The 15033-nt window shown below is 57.2% G+C and carries 15 protein-coding genes; 12 read left to right on the top strand and 3 right to left on the bottom strand.

The genetic code is table 11. The annotated features are described in order from the left end of the window. Positions 1-33: 33 nt before the first annotated feature. Genes QZ862_RS05885 through QZ862_RS05870 form a run of 4 tightly spaced genes read left to right on the top strand, consistent with a single transcriptional unit; the run spans position 34 to position 3681 of the window. Positions 34-1038, top strand: a complete 1005-nt coding sequence (locus QZ862_RS05885; RefSeq protein ID WP_296017455.1) for an ABC transporter permease subunit — start codon at positions 34-36, stop codon at positions 1036-1038. Positions 1039-1053: 15 nt separating this feature from the next. Then, positions 1054-1971 carry an ABC transporter permease subunit gene (locus QZ862_RS05880; RefSeq protein WP_296017457.1) on the top strand — a complete coding sequence of 306 codons (918 nt, stop codon included), beginning with the start codon at positions 1054-1056 and terminating at the stop codon, positions 1969-1971. Position 1972: 1 nt separating this feature from the next. After that, positions 1973-2839, top strand: a complete 867-nt coding sequence (locus tag QZ862_RS05875; RefSeq protein WP_113260869.1) for an ABC transporter ATP-binding protein — start codon at positions 1973-1975, stop codon at positions 2837-2839. Beyond that, positions 2836-3681 carry a dipeptide ABC transporter ATP-binding protein gene (locus tag QZ862_RS05870; RefSeq protein ID WP_296098164.1) on the top strand — a complete coding sequence of 282 codons (846 nt, stop codon included), beginning with the start codon at positions 2836-2838 and terminating at the stop codon, positions 3679-3681. Before QZ862_RS05875 ends, QZ862_RS05870 begins: the two co-directional genes overlap by 4 nt. Before the next feature lie 38 nt (positions 3682-3719). On the opposite strand, the gene QZ862_RS05865 is transcribed toward QZ862_RS05870, so the two are convergent. Further along, entirely contained in the window at positions 3720-4529 is an 810-nt protein-coding gene (locus QZ862_RS05865) for a class I SAM-dependent methyltransferase (RefSeq protein WP_296098161.1), read from the bottom strand. A gap of 108 nt (positions 4530-4637) precedes the next feature. Between QZ862_RS05865 and QZ862_RS05860 the strand changes: the two genes are divergently transcribed. The 5 genes from QZ862_RS05860 to QZ862_RS05840 all read left to right on the top strand — a co-directional run bounded on the left by QZ862_RS05860 (position 4638) and on the right by QZ862_RS05840 (position 10209). Then, on the top strand, positions 4638-5771 hold the full coding sequence (locus QZ862_RS05860) for an ABC transporter substrate-binding protein (RefSeq protein WP_296098159.1): 1134 nt from the start codon (positions 4638-4640) through the stop codon (positions 5769-5771). A gap of 96 nt (positions 5772-5867) precedes the next feature. Next, positions 5868-7004: an ABC transporter substrate-binding protein gene (locus QZ862_RS05855; protein ID WP_296098157.1), complete on the top strand. Its 1137-nt coding sequence runs from the start codon at positions 5868-5870 to the stop codon at positions 7002-7004. A gap of 1 nt (position 7005) precedes the next feature. After that, complete coding sequence (locus QZ862_RS05850; protein WP_296039691.1) at positions 7006-8070, top strand: iron ABC transporter permease; 1065 nt, start codon at positions 7006-7008, stop codon at positions 8068-8070. Then, positions 8064-8816, top strand: a complete 753-nt coding sequence (locus QZ862_RS05845; RefSeq protein ID WP_296039693.1) for an ABC transporter ATP-binding protein — start codon at positions 8064-8066, stop codon at positions 8814-8816. The genes QZ862_RS05850 and QZ862_RS05845 overlap by 7 nt, the downstream gene beginning before the upstream one ends. Positions 8817-9072: 256 nt before the next feature. After that, entirely contained in the window at positions 9073-10209 is a 1137-nt protein-coding gene (locus QZ862_RS05840) for a PLP-dependent cysteine synthase family protein (protein ID WP_296039694.1), read from the top strand. Between the two features lie 18 nt (positions 10210-10227). Here QZ862_RS05840 and QZ862_RS05835 read toward each other — a convergent pair whose 3' ends face one another. Both QZ862_RS05835 and QZ862_RS05830 read right to left on the bottom strand, forming a co-directional pair. Beyond that, a complete protein-coding gene (locus QZ862_RS05835; protein WP_296039696.1) occupies positions 10228-11418 on the bottom strand; it encodes a low temperature requirement protein A in 1191 nt (396 codons plus the stop codon). Positions 11419-11473: 55 nt separating this feature from the next. Beyond that, the gene (locus QZ862_RS05830; protein WP_296017478.1) at positions 11474-11782 is read right to left on the bottom strand and encodes a hypothetical protein; all 309 of its coding nucleotides are present in this window, start codon (positions 11780-11782) and stop codon (positions 11474-11476) included. 257 nt (positions 11783-12039) lie between these two features. Between QZ862_RS05830 and QZ862_RS05825 the strand changes: the two genes are divergently transcribed. Genes QZ862_RS05825 through QZ862_RS05815 form a run of 3 tightly spaced genes read left to right on the top strand, consistent with a single transcriptional unit; the run spans position 12040 to position 14970 of the window. After that, positions 12040-13494 carry a CHASE3 domain-containing protein gene (locus tag QZ862_RS05825; protein WP_296039706.1) on the top strand — a complete coding sequence of 485 codons (1455 nt, stop codon included), beginning with the start codon at positions 12040-12042 and terminating at the stop codon, positions 13492-13494. Then, on the top strand, positions 13491-13928 hold the full coding sequence (locus QZ862_RS05820; RefSeq protein WP_296017480.1) for a response regulator: 438 nt from the start codon (positions 13491-13493) through the stop codon (positions 13926-13928). Before QZ862_RS05825 ends, QZ862_RS05820 begins: the two co-directional genes overlap by 4 nt. A 13-nt stretch (positions 13929-13941) precedes the next feature. Beyond that, positions 13942-14970, top strand: coding sequence for a response regulator (locus QZ862_RS05815; protein WP_296017482.1), 1029 nt, complete (start codon positions 13942-13944; stop codon positions 14968-14970). Positions 14971-15033: the final 63 nt, after the last annotated feature.

The raw sequence follows: 15033 nt of genomic DNA, 5'->3' as shown, positions 1-15033 counted from the left end.
GGTTCCTCGTAAGGAACAGATCGAAGGTTTCTCATGATTGGCTTTCTTGTGCGGCGTATCGCCGTGCTCATCCCGACATTCATCGGGGTTTCCATTATCGCGTTCCTGTTCATCCGGCTTCTGCCAGGCGATCCGGTCGCACTTCTGTCCGGCGAGCGCGTCATGTCGCCAGAGCGCCATGCGCAGATCAGCGCCGCTCTCGGCATGGATCGGCCGCTGGTCATCCAGTATTTCGATTACCTCAAGGGTATTTTGACGGGTGATTTCGGCACTTCGATCGTTTCCAAGTCGCCGATCATCGATCAGTTCTTCGCGCTGTTTCCAGCAACCGTCGAGCTCTCCGTCTGCGCCATCATCCTTGCTGTCTTCATCGGCATTCCGGCAGGCGTGATTGCCGCCATCAAGCGCGGTTCGATCTTCGATCAGGGCCTGATGGGCGTAGCGCTCGTCGGCTACTCCATGCCGATCTTCTGGTGGGGCCTGCTGCTGATCATCCTGTTCTCGGGCATTCTGCAATGGACACCGGTTTCAGGACGCATCTCGCTGATGTTCTATTTCCCGCCAGTCACCGGCTTCATGCTGATCGACTCGCTGCTTTCCGGCCAAAAAGGCGCTTTTGCCTCGGCGCTGAGCCATCTGGCGCTGCCGTCGATCGTGCTGGCCACAATCCCGCTTGCCGTCATTGCGCGCCAGACGCGCTCGGCCATGCTAGAGGTGCTGTCGGAAGACTATGTGCGCACCGCGCGCGCCAAGGGCCTGTCTCCCTTCCGGGTGATCGGCATCCATGCGTTGCGCAACGCCATGATCCCGGTCATCACCACCATCGGCCTGCAGGTCGGCGTCATGCTGGCCGGTGCCATCCTCACCGAAACGATCTTCTCCTGGCCGGGCATCGGCAAGTGGATGGTCGATTCCGTCTTCCGCCGCGATTACCCGGTTATTCAGGGCGGCCTGCTGTTGATTGCGGGCATCATCATGGTCGTCAACCTTATCGTTGACCTCCTGTATGGCCTGATCAACCCGCGCATCCGGCACTAAAAGGAGGACCGTTTCATGGCCGATACCGCCATTACCAAAACCGCAGCACCGGTTTCCTCTTCCGCCATGCGCAAGCAGATGCTGAAGGAATTCTGGTTTTACTTTTCTGAAAACAAGGGTGCCGTCATTGGCCTTTATGTTTTCCTGGCACTCGTGATCATCGCGGTCTTTGCGTCGATCATCGCGCCGCATTCGCCATTCCAACAATATCGCGATGCCGTTCTTCTTCCGCCTGCCTGGGTTGAAGGTGGACGCCTGACATACCTGTTAGGCACCGACCCCGTCGGCCGCGATATCCTGTCGCGCCTAATCTATGGCGCACAGTATTCGCTGTTCATCGGTGTGTTCGTCACCACACTGTCCTTGACCACCGGCGTCGTCATCGGCGTTCTGGCCGGCTACTATCGCGGTTGGCTTGATACCGCCATCATGCGTTTGATGGACATTATTCTAGCCTTCCCTTCCCTGCTTCTGGCGCTCGTTCTGGTCGCTATTCTCGGACCGGGCCTCACCAACGGCATGATCGCGATCGCGCTCGTTCTTCAACCGCACTTCGTGCGCTTGACGCGTGCCGCCGTCATGGCGGAAAAGTCCAAGGATTACGTGACGGCCTCGCGTCTGGCCGGTGCCGGTCCGCTGCGTCTGATGTTCCGCACGATTTTGCCGAACTGCACCGCGCCGCTCATCGTTCAGGCAACGCTATCCTTCTCCAACGCCATTCTCGATGCGGCGGCTCTAGGCTTCCTCGGCATGGGCGCGCAGCCGCCCGCACCCGAATGGGGCACCATGCTTGCCGAAGCGCGCGAGTTCATTTTGCGCGCGTGGTGGGTCGTTACCTTCCCCGGTCTTGCCATTCTCATCACCGTTCTTGCCATCAACCTGATGGGCGACGGTCTGCGTGATGCGCTCGACCCGAAACTGAAGAGGTCCTGATATGGCACTTCTGCAAATCGATAATCTCACCGTCGAGTTCGAAACCGCCAATGGCTGGTTCCGCGCCGTGGATGGCGTGTCGATCTCGGTCGATCCGGGTGAAGTACTTGCCATTGTCGGCGAGTCCGGCTCCGGCAAGTCCGTCTCGATGCTGGCTGTCATGGGTCTGTTGCCCTGGACGGCGCGCATCACTGCCGACCGCATGCTCTTTCAGGGCAAAGACATCCAGAAGCTTAGCCCATCCGACCGCCGCAAGCTGATCGGCAAGGATGTCGCAATGATCTTCCAGGAGCCGGTGGCAAGTCTCAACCCTTGCTTCACGGTCGGTTTCCAGATCGAGGAAGTTCTGCGGATCCACATGGGTCTCGACAAGAAAGCGCGTCGTGCACGCGCTATCGAACTCTTCAAGCTCGTCGGACTGCCTGACCCGGAAGAGCGTCTGAAGCACTATCCGCACCAGATGTCCGGTGGCCAGTGCCAGCGCGTCATGATCGCGATTGCCATTGCCTGCAATCCGAAGCTTTTGATCGCGGACGAGCCGACAACCGCGCTCGACGTCACGATCCAGAAGCAGATCCTCGATCTGATCATGCGCCTTCAGGCCGAAACCGGCATGGGCCTCATCATGATCACCCATGACATGGGCGTGGTGGCGGAAACGGCCGATCGCGTTGTGGTGCAGTACAAGGGTCGCAAGATGGAGGAAGCCGACGTGCTCACTCTGTTTGAAAACCCCAAGAGCAACTATACGAAGGCGCTGCTGGCAGCGCTGCCGGAGAATGCGACGGGTGATCGCCTGACCACCGTGTCGCAGTTCTTCGACGGTACGCCGACACCAGCCTCAAGCGCTGCGGGAGAAACGGCATGAGTAACAATAAAATCATGCTCGAAGTCCGCGACATGAAGCGGGATTACCATATCCCTGGCGGATTCATGAAGCAGAGCAAGACGGTCCATGCCGTCAAGGGCGTGTCCTTCAAGCTCGAGACCGGCAAGACGCTGGCGATTGTCGGCGAAAGCGGCTGCGGCAAGTCAACCCTTGCCCGCATGCTGACCTTTATCGATGAACCGACATCGGGTGACCTCTTCATCGACGGCGAGAAAATGGACACACGTCCCGGCCATTTGACGCCGGAGATGCGCCAGAAGGTTCAGATCGTGTTCCAGAACCCCTATGGTTCGCTGAACCCGCGCCAGAAGATCGGCGATGTGCTGGGTGAATCGCTCTTGATCAACACCAACATGTCCGCCGCCGAGCGTCGCGAAAAAGCGAATGATATGCTGGTGCGCGTGGGTCTCGGCCCAGAGCATTACAACCGCTACCCGCATATGTTCTCCGGCGGCCAGCGCCAGCGCATCGCCATTGCGCGTGCCTTGATGCTCAACCCGAAGCTCTTGGTGCTGGACGAGCCGGTTTCGGCGCTTGACCTTTCGGTCCAGGCTCAGGTTCTCAACCTGCTCGCCGACTTGCAGGACGAGTTCGGCTTGACTTATGTCTTCATCAGCCACGATCTTTCGGTGGTGAAGTATATCGCCGATGAAGTGATGGTGATGTATTTCGGTGAAGCCGTCGAACACGGCACGCGCGATGAGGTTTTTTCCGACCCGAAGCACAGCTATACGCGTACACTCTTTGCGGCAACGCCTAAAGCGGATGTCGAATCCATCCGCGCCCGTGTGGCCGCCAAGGCTATGGCGAAGGCCGGCTGATTGGACGATCCTTAAACCCCGGAGCGATCCGGGGTTTTTTATTCCGGCTTGCGCGCACAGATCGCGTAACGGTGCTGGATTCCGCGGGCCGCAGCCTTCAGGAAATTCCAGTTCTTAGCTTGGCTCCTATGGACGTCGCGAAAGTCGGTGTCGATCGTCACCTCCTCGAAACCAGCATCACGCAACAATGCTGCAACCGCGTCCGCGCGCGCGCCATTGGAAAAATAGACGCGTGAAAGGATGCTGTTATGGGTGCCCGCCATATCTGGCGGCATATGAACGGCTTCAGCCTTGAGAACTCCGCGCTTTTGCAGCCAGTTCGCCAGATCTTTCAGAAGCTTCTCGGTGCGGCTGACATTGACGAAATCACCATCGACGACCAGCACCTTGCCGCCGGGCTTCAGCACACGCAGCCACTCGCGGAAGGCAGCCTCTGGATCGACCAGCGTCCAGACCAGATGGCGGTTGATCACCACATCATAGTTCGCGTCCGGCTCCATGGTGTTTTCCGCATCGCCCATGCGGAAAGTGATTGCCCGGTTGCGGCTCTTCGCTTTCGTCTTTGCGCGCTCCAGCATGGGTTCTGCCCAGTCGAGGCCAGTGACGCGATAGCCGAGGTCGTCCATCAGATGCGAGACGACGCCCGTGCCGCTTGCGAGATCGAGCGCCAGCTTGCCCTCACCCGGTCCCAGATGCTTCAACACAAGCCGATGCCAGGCAGCGCGTTCATCCTCGGAAAAAATCTCATGACCTGGTGAAAGATCGAAGGTTGCAGCGCGCGCGGACCAATAGGCCTTGATCTCGTCCTTCAGACCAAAGTTGCTTCCGTAGCCATTTGCGCTGTCCATGCCGGTGAACCTCAGGATTGCAGTTGAGAATTGCTCTAAAAGATAAAACTTGACGAATGCAATCATAAAATCATAAAGCGCCAAAAGTTTTATTGGAGAGCTATTTCAATGCGCATTACGGGCAGATCCGCAGTTCTTGCAATGGGCCTTGTGGTTTCGAGCGTATGGCCAGCTTTCGCTGAAAAAGTGACGGTCAAAGACGTCACTGGACGCGATGTCGAGGTCAATGTGCCAGTCAAGCATGTCATTCTCGGCGAAGGCCGCCAAATCTATTTTCTCGCCGCTCTGGACAAAAACAATCCTTTTGAACATGTCGTCGGTTGGCGCGACGATCTGCCGAAGGCCGACCCGGAAACATATGACGCCTATCTCGCAAAATATCCGAACATCGCCAAGCTTCCCAAATTCGGTGGGATGAAGGACGGCACATTCGATATCGAGCAGGCGGTTGCGCTGAAGCCTGACGTCATCCTGATGAACATCGACGCCAAGACCGCAACAGAAGAAGCCGGCTATATTGAGAAGCTCGGCAAGGTCGGGATTCCTCTCGTCTATGTCGACTTCCGCGAGAAGCCGATGGAAAACACCGAGCCGAGCATGCGCCTCATGGGCAAGCTGATGGGCAAGGAAACAGTCGCGGAAGACTTCATCAAGTTCCGCTCCGACAGCATCCAGCGCGTAACCGACGTCCTTGAAAAGGAAAACCCGAAGAAGCCCGTGGTCTTCGTCGAGCGCGCTGGCGGCTATTCGGACGATTGCTGCATGTCCTTCGGCAACGAAAACTTCGGCAAAATGGTCGAAATCGCCGGTGGCATCAACATGGCCAAGGGTATAATCCCCGGCACCTTCGGCACGGTCAACCCGGAACAGATCATCGCCTCCAATCCTGATCAGATCATCATTACCGGCGGCAAGTGGGATGCCTATGTACCAGGCGGCAACTGGGTCGGCGTGGGCTATGGCGCGGACCTCAAGGAAGCACGCCGCAAGTTGGAAAATCTGACAAAACGTCCGGGCTTTACCGGCGTCAAGGCGGTGGAGAACGGCAACGTCCACGCCATCTGGCACCAGTTCTACAACAACCCGTACCAGTTCGTCGCCATCCAGGAGATCGCAAAGTGGCTGCACCCCGCTCTCTTCAAGGATCTCGATCCTGAAGCGACGTTCAAGGAACTGCACGAGCGCTTCCTGCCGCTCGAATATAAGCCCGGCTACTTCGTGTCTCTCAAGGACGACACGTAAGAGCTGTACCGTGATGGCCCGAACCAGGCCAGACCGAACGAAGCGAGGCGGCCCTCCATCCGGCTCGCCATGCTGTTTTTAAAAGAGGGTTATCCCATGATTTTCAAAACGCTTGGCACCATTGCAACGATTATCCTTGCCGCACTTTCATCCCCAGCATGGTCGACTGAGATAATCGACGCTGCTGGTCGCACCGTCGAGATGGACCTGCCGGCAAAGCGGGTTATCCTCGGCGAAGCCCGTCAGGTTCATGTGGTGGCTGCCCTCAAGGGTGAAAAGACATTCGATACGGTTGTTGGCTGGCGTGACGATCTCATCAAAAAGGATCCCGACAGCTACACGGCCTATGTGGAGCGTTTCCCGCAGATCAAGGACTTGCCCCGCTTCGGCTATCTGCCGCAGGGCGAATTCAGCCTCGAAGCCGCCATCGCCCTTTCGCCGGATATCATCACACTCAACCTGGAGGCGGAGCAAAGTGCCAAGGAAAGCGGTTTCGAGGACAAGGCCGCCGCTGCCGGTATCAAGGTCGTCTATCTCGATTTTCGCCTCGATCCAGAGAAGAACACCGAACCCTCCATTCGCGCCCTTGGACAGATATTCGGTGCCGAGCAGCGGGCCGACGAGTTCATGGCCTATCGACGCCAGCAAATTGCGCTCGTCACCGACAGACTTGCAACGGTCAAGGACCTGAAACGCCCAGGCGTCTTCATCGAACGCGCGCCGGGCATTTCCGGAGAAAACACCTGCTGCCGCACCTTCGGCCCGGTCAATTTCGGTGAAATGATCGAAAAGGCTGGAGGCCACAACATTGCGTCTGACGTGATCAAGACAACCTTCGGCGACCTGAACCCCGAACAGCTGGTCGTTTCCGATCCCGAGCACATTATTGTCACCGGTTCAAACTGGGCGGCAGAATCCGACATCAACCAGTTCGTTCCAGTCGGACGCGGTGCGGACATGAAGCTTTCGCGGCAACGTCTGGCCAAGCTGATGACCCGCACGCCCTTCCCGGAATTGAAGGCAGTGAAGGACGGCAATGTGCACGCCGTCTGGCACCAGTTCTACGGCGCTCCCTATGAGTTCGTTCCGATCCAGCAATTCGCCAAGTGGTTCCACCCGGATCTCTTTGCCGACCTTGATCCGGAAAAGAACTTTGATGACTTCCACAAGAAATTCCTGCCCATCACCTACAAGCCAGGCTACTTCGTCTCCCTCGAAAAAGGCGTGAACTGATATGGCTTCCATCAGCGAGACGTCCGTGGAAACGGGGGGCCATCGATATCGCGCCCTTGCCGGTCGCCGTATCCTCATCCTGGTCGGACTGACATTGGCGCTGTGTCTCAGCGTCGCGACCGATATGGCGCTTGGGCCAGCGAGATACACACTCTCCGAAGTGGTCGGAGCGATTTTCGATCCAGCTGCCGTCGCCAACCAGCTGCGCGTCGTCATCTGGGATATCCGCATGCCGATTGCCCTGATGGCGGTCACCGTCGGCGCTTCTCTCTCCGTTGCGGGCGCGCAGATGCAGACCATCCTGTCGAACCCCTTGGCAAGTCCCTTCACGCTCGGCATCTCGGCCGCGGCAAGTTTCGGTGCGGCCATGGCACTCGTCGGTGGCATCGCGATCTTCCCCGGCGCTGTCGAGTATATGGTGCCGATCAATGCCTTCCTCATGGCCATGCTGGCAGCGCTTTTCATCCACTTCGCCTCGACCATGCGCGGTGTCAGCGTCGAAACTATCGTGCTTCTCGGCATCGCCCTGGTCTTCACCTTCAATGCCGCCTTGTCACTGCTGGAATATCTGGCATCCGAACAAGCGCTGGCAGCCGTCGTCTTCTGGACCATGGGGAGCCTGACCAAAGCGACGTGGGCGAAGGTTTATGTCACGGCGGCTATTCTTGTGCTCACCGTTCCATTGTTCATGAAGAACGCTTGGGCTTTGACGGCGCTCAGGCTCGGCGACGACAAGGCGGCCAGCATGGGCGTCAATGTCCGGCGCCTGCGCCTCCAGACCATGCTGACGGTAAGCCTGCTGGCCGCCATACCAGTGTCCTTCGTCGGCACGATCGGCTTCGTCGGTCTGGTCGGCCCGCATATTGCCCGCATGGTTGTCGGAGAAGATCAGCGCTTCTTCCTGCCCGGCTCCGTCATCTGCGGCGCGCTGCTGCTGTCGGTCACCTCGGTCGTCAGCAAGATGCTGATCCCAGGTGCTGTTCTGCCGATCGGCGTTATTACCGCCCTTGTCGGCGTTCCCTTCTTCTTCATCCTGATCTTTTCCAACAGGAGACGCGCATGGTAGCCTTGGCTCTTCAGGATGTCGGCGCAAAGTATGGCCGCACGACAGTTCTTTCCAACGTCACCATGGACATGCTGAAAGCCGGAAGCGTCACTGCCGTCATCGGCCCGAATGCAGCAGGAAAATCCACGCTCTTCAAGCGGATTGCCAGCCTGATTTCCGGTCCCGGCGTGGTGACGCTATCGCAAACGGAGCAAGGGCCGAAGACCATCTGCTACATGCCCCAGGACACTGGTGCCAATGCGGTGCTCACGGTTTACGAATCCATCCTGCTTTCTGCCAAGCAGGGAAGCGGCTGGAAAGTTCGCGACGACGAACTTGCCGAGATCGACGCGATCCTGAAGGCGCTCAACATCGACAACCTGTCCTTCCGCGGACTTGGCGAACTGTCCGGTGGTCAGCGTCAGCTCGTGTCTTTAGCGCAGGCACTGGTGCGCAAGCCGGAAGTCCTATTGATGGATGAACCGACCTCAGCGCTCGACCTTCATCGGCAAGTGGAAGTGCTGGACTTCATCTCAGGCCTTGCTCGCCGCCAAGGCATGATCGTGTTGATTGCGCTTCACGATCTGAACCACGCTCTGCGCTACTGTGAAAACACGCTCGTGATTGCAGGCGGCCAGATGGTGGTGAGCGGCATGACCGAAGATGTCATCACGCCTGCAATGCTGCGCGATATTTATCGGGTGGATGCGCGCATCGAAACATGCTCGAGGGGACAGCGCTTCGTTCTGGTAGATGGTACGGCCTGACGCCACCGCGTTTACAAATAGCTCTGGTAGAGCCGGTCAAACCACACGGCGCTAATTTTTTTGCGTTGCGGTCCATGACGCTGACAACGTCCCGCTTTGCAAAAGCACCATTCTAATATAGGACGATTCCATGGAACATTCTTCTTCCATATACACTCATGGGAGCATATTTTTATGGATAATGACGGTTCGGCAAAATATTTGAATAATGCATCATTAGCAGCAAACTTGCTGATGCAGATGGAGTTCGAGCGTCATGCATGAGTGCCTTTCCACGCCGCCAATCACGCCACTGCCTGCATGCGAAGACCGCGAATGGGCCCGACGCGCCATCGGCATACTTCAGGGTGATGGTCGCCGCTCGGCAGATACCCACCTCGTTAAACCCGTTTTCAATGGTCTGCGCGGCATATCGATCTATCTGAAAGACGAGTCGACGCACCCGACCGGCAGTCTGAAGCATCGCCTCGCGCGCTCGCTGTTCCTTTATGGCATCTGCAACGGCAAGATCCGGCAGGGAACCACGCTGGTGGAGGCGTCGTCCGGTTCGACCGCTGTCAGCGAGGCCTATTTCGCACATCTTCTCGACCTGCCCTTTATCGCCGTCATGCCGCACTCTACCAGCCGCCAGAAGGTCGAAGCCATCGGGCGCTTCGGTGGCCGCTGTCATTTTGTCGACAGCCCCGCCGAAGTTTACACCGAGGCAGAGAGACTGGCTGCGGAAGCGAATGGTCATTACCTCGACCAGTTCACTTATGCCGAGCGCGCAACCGATTGGCGTGGCAACAACAACATCGCCGAGTCCATCTTCGACCAGATGCAGAGCGAAGAGCATCCACAACCATCATGGGTGGTGATGAATGCCGGCACAGGGGGCACCTCTGCCACCATCGGCCGCTACATTCGCTATCGCAATCTTCCAACCCGGCTCTGCGTGGTGGATGTGGAGCACTCGGCGTTTTACCAGTCTTATATGTCTGGGGATCGCAACGTCACCTGCTCGACGCCGTCGCGCATCGAAGGCGTGGGACGCCCGCGCGTGGAACCGTCCTTCATTCCCGGTGTCATCGACCACATGATCAAGATACCAGACGCGGCATCGATCGCTGCTATGCATGTGCTGTCGGAGCGACTTTTCCGACGTGTGGGCGGCTCAACTGGCACAAACTTCTTCGGCGTCTGCTGGATCGCTGCGGCGATGATGAAGGAAGGGCGTGAAGGTTCTCTGGTTTCGCTCATCTGCGACAGCGGTGACCGCTACGCAGCGACCTATTATAACCAAGACTGGCTGGCTGAGAACAAGATCGACATCGCGCCTTACAAGGCCATGGTGGAAGCCTTCATCGACAGTGGCGACTTCCGCAACTTCGATGTAAGCGTCGAGACGGCATAGAGCTGCGCCGCGCTGCAACTATCCCACGGATGCGGCATGCCGGCGAAGTGCTACATACTCCCAGATCGCGACCATAAGCAGGACAGCGGCACTGACGATCTGCAATCCATAGAGCGGTACGCCCGGCACGAAGAGAAGTGCGGCCAGCACAACGATACCTGCGAAGTGCGAAATCGGCCTCACGAAGGACGATGCAACCTTCACGCCGATATTGCCGATCAGAAAAAGGATGGGCCCGCCCATGATGGCAAGCGATTCCCGCAACGTCGACGCATCGTGACTGTGGGAAAGGCTGAAATCCTCTCCAACTGCCGTCAGAATGATTCCGGCAACGATTGGCAGGTGGCCGTAGTTGAAGAGATTTTGCGCGATCGTTTCCGGCTCTGCGGCCTCCTCGGCCTCTTCGGCCTTATCCGATACTTCCTCTTGGCCATGGTGAAAATATATCCACCACATCACGACCGTACTTAAAAAGGCAGCACAGAATACAATGAACGTCAGGTTCGAATTCATGTATTCCGTCGCTGTTTTCCCTGTGGTCAAAATGGTTTCGCCAAGGCAGATAATGACGAAGAGCGCGCAACGCTCCGCCAGATGCTCTCCCGAGAGAAGAAGTTGCTCGTCGTCTTGAGCCCGCAACCCGGGAACATGATAGCGCGCTAAAGGTCCAGCATATTCTATGGCAATGGCCACGGTCCACAGGATCAAGCGAATAGTTAGATCGTCTTGGAAACCGCCGGCGATCCAGAGGAGGCTGGACACCATCAGCCAGACTGTCATCCTACCGAAGGTCTTGGAATTTCCGTGATCGACCCCGCGGAAGACATAGAGCCCGAAGAGCGAGCGAGACAGCTGCATCGCCGTGTAGATAGAAGCAAAGATAAGGCCTTGGCTCTCAAATGCCTTCGGCAGCGCAATCGCCAAAAGGACACCCGCAAACATTAGCCCGAACAGGAACATCCTGACCGGGCCCTTGTCTGTGTTCAACAGATTGGTCAGCCACGTGGTGTGAACCCAAAGCCACCACAGGGCAAGGATAAGGATCGCCGCCTCGTAAAGCGCGGTCGGGCCGAAATCTTTCGCCAGGGTGGCCGAAAGCTGGATCAGCGCAAAGACGAAAACAAGGTCAAAAAATAGCTCCGGGAACGTGGCCTTCTGCGACTCGTCGCCGTCTGGCCTGATCCAACCCCTATCCGCATTTTTTGCCAATACTGGCTCCCCGGTGTAAATGCTTTACCGAGCTGGCGGCAAGCGATCGTTTAAACTACCGTGCCGCGGTCGCGAAGGACATGTCAGGATGCCCAGCTTCCCGCTCCAAGGCCTGGTTACGCCCCATCAATTCCACGTCGCTGGAGTTGTCTGGATAGAAACGTGGACCTATCAATCGAACGCGCTTTCCCGCAACATCGACGATATAGTGAGGCCGCACATCTTCCATGGCCTGCCTCGTAACCGTCGCCAGCGACGGCTTTTTTGACGGAATAACGCTGCTGACTTCGTAGGTCTGCGCTAGCACAGCGGTCGTCGTTGACAATAGGAATAGCGCAGCGGCGCCTACAGCGGACCGTTTCATCTTCTTCTCCAGCTCTATCTTGCTTTGCACGAACAACATAAATCAGGGAAATATGGTTCCACCGCCGTTGCGTCATGCCTAGTCATTTGTGCGAAAGCGTACTCAAGCTCTGGAAAGCGGACAGAAACTTGCATAAGCAAAGGCATAGGCCTAGGTCCAGTTCAACCGAACATTGCGACATGCCTTGCAAAGTTACATATCGGGATCTGGGGACGTCATTGGTCAAGCTATCTCCTTTCGTCAGGCGAACGCTCGTCATGCTGGGGCTTGGAATTGCGCTGCTGATCGGGATGGTCGGCGCGTCTCTTTGGCTTGTGCAGAAGAACGACAGCTATTCACATGAGATCGTCGATCTCCGGCGGACGCGCGCCGCCATTCTGGATCTGTTGACCACGATCCAGGACGCAGAGACGGGACAGCGCGGTTATCTTCTGACGCGAAGGGAAGAATATCTGGCGCCCTATAGCGATGCTGCCGAAACGCTTGCGGACAAACGCGCGCGCTTGGTAGCAGCCATTCAGAACAAGCCTGCCTACGCTGCAAAACTTCCGGGGCTGCAAGCCGCGCTCATAGCCAAGCTCAACGAAATCGGGCGTACGATCGACCTCGTCAATGCGGGACGCACGGATGAAGCGATTGACATCGTGCGGGCCGATAGCGGCCTCATATATATGCGGGAAATCCGTCAAACACTGGATTATTTTCAGGACATTACGGATGACCGGCTGCGCACGATCGTTTCCGAACAGCTCAACGCGGCCTACAACCTTCGCTGGGTGACGGTCGGCGGTGCAATCGCAATCGTCGCGGTGGTGGGCGGTGCGCTTTTCCTCATCGCGAAATATGTGGGCGAATTGATGCGCTCACGCGAGGAGGTCGATTCGCTCAACCGCGGCCTTGAAGAGCGCGTCAACGAAAGAACAAGAGACCTGATTAGGGCTAATCAGGAAATCCAACGCTTCGCCTATATCGTGACCCACGACCTGCGTGCGCCACTCGTTAATATCATGGGATTCCTCTCGGAATTCGAGGCCTCGCTCAAACCAATTGAGCGCTACGTCCTTGCCAATGGTGCAACGCTTCAAGACAGCGAGATCAAGGAAGCCCGGCTTGCCGTTGAAGAAGATCTGCCGGAAGCGATAGGCTTCATTCGTTCGTCCACCCGCAAGATGGACCAGCTTATCAATGCCATCCTAAAGATCTCACGCGACGGCCGTCGCAAATTGCAGGCGGAGAAAGTCGACCTGAAGGAGCTACTGGCAACAGCGGCTGCAAGCGTTCAGCACCAGGTTTCTGCTGTGGATGGTGATATCGACGTGAACGTACAGCCATTCACTGTGATCAGTGATAGGATTTCGCTCGACCAGATTCTTGGCAACCTCTTTGACAATGCCGTAAAGTACCAGATGAAAGGCCGTCCACTTCAACTTTCGGCGCGCATCTTGCCGCAAGGACGTGGCCTAGTCCGGGTCGATATCTGCGATAATGGACGCGGAATCGCAGAGGATGATCTCGAACGGGTGTTTGAACTCTTCAGACGCGCCGGCGACCAGGATCAACAAGGCGAGGGTATTGGACTCGCACATGTGCGTTCGCTAATAAGAAATTTAGGTGGAGACATTACCGTCACCTCGGAACTTGGCAAGGGAAGCACCTTTCAGCTGACTTTGCCAACGGATCTGCGGAAAATCACACGAGGTAACGAGATATGAAAATAACAGGACAGGAAGTCACGATCGTCATGATCGAAGACGATGAGGGACATGCCCGCCTGATCGAGAAGAATGTAAGACGCGCAGGCGTCAACAACGACATCGTCCCCTTCACATTGGGCAACAAGGCGCTCGACTATATTCTTGGACCGGAGCGTGACGGTCTCGTCAGCAAGGACCGATACCTGCTGGTTCTGCTGGACCTCAATCTTCCCGATATGTCGGGGATCCGGATCTTGGAGCAGATCAAGAGCAACGAACACACGAAGCGTCTGCCTGTCGTGGTTTTGACGACAACGGACGATGAGACCGAAATCCAGAAGTGCTACGATCTGGGTGCGAATGTCTACATCACCAAGCCGGTCGATTACGAAGGCTTTGCAACAGCAATTAGAAACCTCGGCCTCTTCTTCTCGGTCATACAGGTCCCATGAAGGCGTAACGGCGGTGCATATACTTTATGTCGATGACGATCCAACAGTTGCCAGGCTCGCCACCCGCGTGCTGCGCCGACACGGCGTTGACGTCGAACATGCGCCGTCGGTCGCCATCGGGTTGGAAAAGTTCAATGCGGCCCGCTTCGACGCCGTCGTTCTGGATCACTACTTTCAAAACGGAACAGGTCTTCAATTCCTCAAGGCGATTGGAGAGCGGACACGCGACACGCCCGTTCTCTACGTAACGGGTGCGAGCGAGGCGCAAATCGCCATTGATGCCTTGAAAGCCGGCGCTGCCGATTATGTGATCAAGACTGTCACAGACGATTTCTTCCCTCTGCTGCTGACGTCGATCGAGCAGGTCTGCGCGAACTTCCAGCTTCGTAAGGAAAAGGAGGAGGCAGAGCGTCTTCTGGTGCGTGCCAAGGAGCGCGCCGAACTGATGGCGAAGGAGATGAACCACCGCATCGCCAACAGCCTTTCGCTGGTTTCCGCGATGATACGCATGCAGATGAACGCGGCCTCCAGCGAGGAGGCGCGCACCGTGCTATCGGAAACGCAAAACCGCATTTCCGCCATAGCAGGCGTTCACCGCAGCCTTTACACCGCGGACAATATGGGTGTCGTCGATCTCGATGCCTATCTCTCTTCGATCATCAGCGAGCTTGCCAAGTCCGGTCCCGATGAAGAGCGTATCCGCATCACCACGGATATGGAGACGATCAGCGCCGCACCCGATCAGGCGGTGGCGCTTGGTGTGATCGTCACCGAGCTGGCCACCAACTCTCTCAAATACGCCTATCCCTCCGGAAGCGGAGATATTCGCATTGCGCTGAGAAGCCGGGACGGAAAGCTGCAATTGACAGTCGAAGACGATGGCGTGGGCATGGGAAGCGCGCCTACGCCGCAAGGCACCGGGCTCGGCACCAAGCTGATATCCGCCATGGCCCGAAGCCTCAAGGCGACAGTAGAACAGAGCAGTGTGCAGCCGCAAACGGGAACGCGCATCTGCGTAGAGTGGGACGCGACACACGTCTGAATCGGCGATGCGTTTTCAGTTCACGCAGATTGGGCGGACGTTCGCCGCAATCACGACACGCGA

Origin of the sequence: uncultured Agrobacterium sp., assembly GCA_913777615.1 — a bacterium.
In the GTDB taxonomy this organism is placed as follows: Bacteria; Pseudomonadota; Alphaproteobacteria; order Rhizobiales; family Rhizobiaceae; genus Agrobacterium.
This window is presented reverse-complemented; position numbering and strand designations above follow the sequence as displayed.

Excerpts from the sequence above, each read along its gene's own strand:
- QZ862_RS05870 (WP_296098164.1), top strand. The coding sequence starts at position 2,836 with ATGAGTAACAATAAAATCATGCTCGAAGTCCGCGACATGAAGCGGGAT.
- QZ862_RS05855 (WP_296098157.1), top strand. The coding sequence starts at position 5,868 with ATGATTTTCAAAACGCTTGGCACCATTGCAACGATTATCCTTGCCGCA.
- QZ862_RS05860 (WP_296098159.1), top strand. The coding sequence starts at position 4,638 with ATGCGCATTACGGGCAGATCCGCAGTTCTTGCAATGGGCCTTGTGGTT.
- QZ862_RS05830 (WP_296017478.1), bottom strand. The coding sequence starts at position 11,782 with ATGAAACGGTCCGCTGTAGGCGCCGCTGCGCTATTCCTATTGTCAACG.
- QZ862_RS05845 (WP_296039693.1), top strand. The coding sequence starts at position 8,064 with ATGGTAGCCTTGGCTCTTCAGGATGTCGGCGCAAAGTATGGCCGCACG.
- QZ862_RS05880 (WP_296017457.1), top strand. The coding sequence starts at position 1,054 with ATGGCCGATACCGCCATTACCAAAACCGCAGCACCGGTTTCCTCTTCC.
- QZ862_RS05840 (WP_296039694.1), top strand. The coding sequence starts at position 9,073 with ATGCATGAGTGCCTTTCCACGCCGCCAATCACGCCACTGCCTGCATGC.
- QZ862_RS05875 (WP_113260869.1), top strand. The coding sequence starts at position 1,973 with ATGGCACTTCTGCAAATCGATAATCTCACCGTCGAGTTCGAAACCGCC.
- QZ862_RS05820 (WP_296017480.1), top strand. The coding sequence starts at position 13,491 with ATGAAAATAACAGGACAGGAAGTCACGATCGTCATGATCGAAGACGAT.
- QZ862_RS05825 (WP_296039706.1), top strand. The coding sequence starts at position 12,040 with ATGCTGGGGCTTGGAATTGCGCTGCTGATCGGGATGGTCGGCGCGTCT.
- QZ862_RS05850 (WP_296039691.1), top strand. The coding sequence starts at position 7,006 with ATGGCTTCCATCAGCGAGACGTCCGTGGAAACGGGGGGCCATCGATAT.
- QZ862_RS05865 (WP_296098161.1), bottom strand. The coding sequence starts at position 4,529 with ATGGACAGCGCAAATGGCTACGGAAGCAACTTTGGTCTGAAGGACGAG.
- QZ862_RS05885 (WP_296017455.1), top strand. The coding sequence starts at position 34 with ATGATTGGCTTTCTTGTGCGGCGTATCGCCGTGCTCATCCCGACATTC.